Consider the following 3,507-nt stretch of genomic DNA (forward strand, 5'->3'; position numbering starts at 1 on the left):
CCCACCCACCCGGGACTCTGCTGCCCGGAGCCTTGCCGCCCGGGGTCGAGCCGATGGGACCCCGCCGTCCGGACCCTGTCTTGCTGCCACCCATGTCCGGCTACCACTCATGTCCGCCTACCGACAAGGCGCGCGTCACCTGCCGGCCAGCGTCCTGGTCACGGTGTCGGGCGGCGGCTCGGTCCGGTCGCGGGCGATCACGAACGGCTCGGGTGGCGGCGCCTCGGCGCTCAGGGAGGGCGGCGCGGGTTTGGGCCTGCGCGGCTCGCGTACCCCGCCCTCGCCTCTGCTCGGATCGTCGAACGGGAAGTCGCCACCTTCGCCCCAGTGCGGCTCGCCGGGACCGTAGCCGGGCATCCAGGTGGGGGCGCCACTGGTCAGAGCACGGCGTCTGCGCGATCGCTTGCTCACGCTCCCATTGTGCGCCCGCCCGCTCCACCCGGCCAGAACCGCACGAGGGATGAGTCCGTTCTCGGTGCCCGCGGCTTCAGCCCCCAGTCCCGAGCCGGGGCCGTTCGGGTCAGCCGGCCGCGTCCGCAGGAGGCGGATCCGGGATCGCGCCGCCCGAGACGCCGCCGCCCGTGGCCGGCGTGAACGAGTTGCCCGGCAGCGAGCCGGCCGGGACCGGGCTCCCGGCGGCCGAGCCGTCCGGGACCGCGCCGGGCGTACCGGCCGGGGTCGAGACCTGGCGGACGAAGAGCGCGCCCACCAGCGCCACGAACGCCATGATGGCCGCCGTCTGCTGATCCGTCAGCGACACCCCGAACACCAGCCCCAGCGTGATGGCCGCCTGCGTGAAGCCCAGCACGGCGGGCTTGATGGACGTGCCGCCGTCCCGGTTCCTGGTCGCGAACGCCGTCCACACGCCCAGCCCCGCCGCCGCGATCGAGTTGATCGCGGCCACCTGGGTCATGGTGAGCGGCAGGAAGAGCGCCGTCACCATCTGCACGCCCGCGCTCAGCAGGCCGAGGATGAGTGCCGGCTCCCGTCCGAAGATCTTCATAGCCCCTCCCTGGAATGAACCCCTCGTCACCCGCAGAGGCCGCTCGCCCGCGCCTGATACAACAACCCTCTGTCAGGAGATCGTCGCAGTGCAGTAACCAGTGGGATACGGGGGCAAAATGGGGCAGCAGCCGCCGTTTGGCGTACAAGATGGCGACATTCTGCGATGATCTCGTCGCATAGAGCCGGAGTTTGAGCCTCACGGATAGTGACTGATGCCGACATTTGAGGAAATCGCAGCCTTCGTCGCGGAGAAGCCGTTCGCCACCGCTGTCATCGCGCTACTGGCCTTAGCGGGCCTGGTGCTGGCCTTTCTGGTGCTCAGGGTCGCCTGGCGCGCCTTGTCCTGGTTGTTCGCGCGGTACGTCGCCCCGCGCCCCATCGAGGACGTGCTGACCGTCGTGGCCGCGTCCATCGCCACGGGCGTGTCCGCCCAGGGCATGTGGCGTTTCTCCGGGGACGTGCTAGGCCTCGATGGACCGCTCCGGTTGCTGCTGTTCGCGTTCATCGAGGTCGCGATCATCACCTCGGCCGTACGCGCCCGCCGCAACATGCGCGAGAACTTCTCCGCCGGCATCGACGGCATCGCCGTGTGGGCCCTGACCTGCCTGACCGCCGTGCTGTCCAGCATGGACGCGCGCAGCCTGCCCGAAGCGCTGTTCAGGCTGGCCGCCCCGCTGGTGGCCGCCTGGCTGTGGGAGCGCGGCATGGCCATCGAGCGCCACCGCATCCGCGGCACCGGCCGCATCAACTGGCGGCTGACTCCCGAGCGGCTGCTGGTCAGGATGGGGCTGGCCGAGGTCAGCGACCGTACGGCGAGCGAGGTCGACGCGCACCGCAGGCTGACCAGGGTGGCCCTGGCCGCCAAGCGGGCCAAGGCGCTGCGCGAGGGCGGCGCGTCGGAGCGGAAGATGCGCGCGGCCCTGTCCAAGCTCGACAAGGCCATGGACCAGGCCGTCGAGCACACCGGCCTGGCCGTGGACCAGTCCCGCCAGGAGGCGCTGCTGGCCCAGATCGCCGCCCTCTACAACACCTCGGCGCTCATCGACGCCGACCCGCGGGTGCCGTGGGAGCCCCATGCGGACCACCACCCGGTCCCGGCGCGCCCCGCGCTGCCGCCCGCGCTGGCCGAGCTCGTCGACGACGAGGACGAGGACTTCGAGGTGCTCGACACCACCCCGCAGGTCGTCGACACCGCCCAGCGCGCGGCGCTCATGCGGGCCGCCCGCGTCTTCTGGGACCGGCAGATCGCCAAGGGCATCGTGCCGCGGACGGTGGACATCGCTCAGGAGATCGGGATCTCGCTGGCCACGGCACGCGAGTATCGTGCCCTGTGGAAGCTGGAGCCGCAGGCGCACGCCCTCATCGAGGCGTTGTTCCAGCAGCACGGCATCGTCGACACGGGCGCCTTCCCGGCCATCGCGGACGACGGGCGGGTGCTGACCAAGTCGTAGGGGGAGCACGATTGCGGGAGCGCACGCTCGAACGCGTCAGGAAACTCCTGGCCAAGGCCGAACGCACCGACAACGAGCACGAGCGGGCCACGTTCATGGCGGCCGCCTCGGCGCTGATGGCCAAACACGGCATCGACTCGCTGCCCCCCGCGGGCACCCGCCAGACCCCCGGCGACCGGGTCGTCACGCTGCCCAACCCCTGGGCCAGGGAGAAGGCCCGGCTGGTCAGCCTGGTGGCCCAGGCCGTACGGTGCCGTCCCCTCCTCGTCGGGCGGGGCGCGGAGGGCGGGCAGCGGGTGCACGTGTTCGGCTTCGCGGCCGACCTGGAACGCGCCGACCTGCTCGCCACGTCCCTGCTGCTGCAGATGGCGTCGGGGCTGGCGAAGGTGCGCCCGCCTGAGCCGGCCACGGCCGTGCGGGCCTATCGGCGGTCGTGGCTGCTGGGGTTCACGGACGAGGTGTACCGCCTGCTGAGCGAGGCGGAGGCGGGCGCGGAGTCCGCGGCGGCCTCGGAGGGCACGGGGACCGCGCTGGTGCTGGCCGACCGCAGGGCCGAGGTGGAGCGGGTGGTGGCGGCCCACTATCCGCACATCCGGATGAGCGTGCCCAGGACGAGCGGCACCGGCTACCGCGACGGGGTGGCGGCCGGCCGCCGCGCCGACCTCGGCCGTACCGGAATGACCGTCGCCACGGCCCTCGAACTGACCTGAAGGCTCCGCCACGACCTGCCTGACTGCCGGCACGAGCCGGCCTGAAGCGGCCTGATTCCCGGCACGAGCCGGCCTGGAAGCGGCCTGATTCCCGGCACGAGCCGGCCTGGAAGCGGCCTGAGGCCCGTCGCGGGCCGGCCCGAACCGCGTCGCGGGCCGGCCTGAAGCCTGCCTGGCGGGCCCGGCCGGCCCGGCCGGCGCGGCCGGGGAGCCTTTTCGGAGCTCCGTTGGGTCCGTTTGGGGCATGGCGCGGGCGGGAATAAGGGTGCGCACGGAACGCCGCCCCGCCGAAGTGAGACCGGTCATCGTGCACGATTCCTCCCGTCTCCTCGCCCCCGACC

The 3,507-nt window shown here is 72.5% G+C and carries 4 protein-coding genes; 2 read left to right on the forward strand and 2 right to left on the reverse strand.

Features of this window, described 5'->3' with window-relative positions; translation table 11 throughout:
- Positions 1–135: 135 nt before the first annotated feature.
- Entirely contained in the window at positions 136–411 is a 276-nt protein-coding gene (locus ETD85_RS60985) for a hypothetical protein (RefSeq protein ID WP_138698887.1), read from the reverse strand.
- 109 nt (positions 412–520) lie between these two features.
- Positions 521–1,003 (reverse strand): hypothetical protein, encoded by a 483-nt coding sequence (locus ETD85_RS64225; protein ID WP_170247482.1) that lies wholly within the window; start codon positions 1,001–1,003, stop codon positions 521–523.
- A 214-nt stretch (positions 1,004–1,217) separates the two neighbouring features.
- On the opposite strand from ETD85_RS64225, the gene ETD85_RS60995 reads away from it, so the two are divergent.
- Complete coding sequence (locus ETD85_RS60995) at positions 1,218–2,456, forward strand: hypothetical protein (protein ID WP_138698889.1); 1,239 nt, start codon at positions 1,218–1,220, stop codon at positions 2,454–2,456.
- A gap of 11 nt (positions 2,457–2,467) precedes the next feature.
- Positions 2,468–3,166, forward strand: a complete 699-nt coding sequence (locus ETD85_RS61000; protein ID WP_138698890.1) for a DUF2786 domain-containing protein — start codon at positions 2,468–2,470, stop codon at positions 3,164–3,166.
- The last annotated feature ends 341 nt before the right edge of the window (positions 3,167–3,507 follow it).

It is taken from the genome of Nonomuraea zeae (genome assembly GCF_005889725.1).
Taxonomy (GTDB): Bacteria; Actinomycetota; Actinomycetes; order Streptosporangiales; family Streptosporangiaceae; genus Nonomuraea; species Nonomuraea zeae.

Bases quoted from the DNA above. Each gene is read 5' to 3' on its own strand.
- ETD85_RS64225 (WP_170247482.1), bottom strand. From the start codon at position 1,003: ATGAAGATCTTCGGACGGGAGCCGGCACTCATCCTCGGCCTGCTGAGC.
- ETD85_RS60995 (WP_138698889.1), top strand. From the start codon at position 1,218: ATGCCGACATTTGAGGAAATCGCAGCCTTCGTCGCGGAGAAGCCGTTC.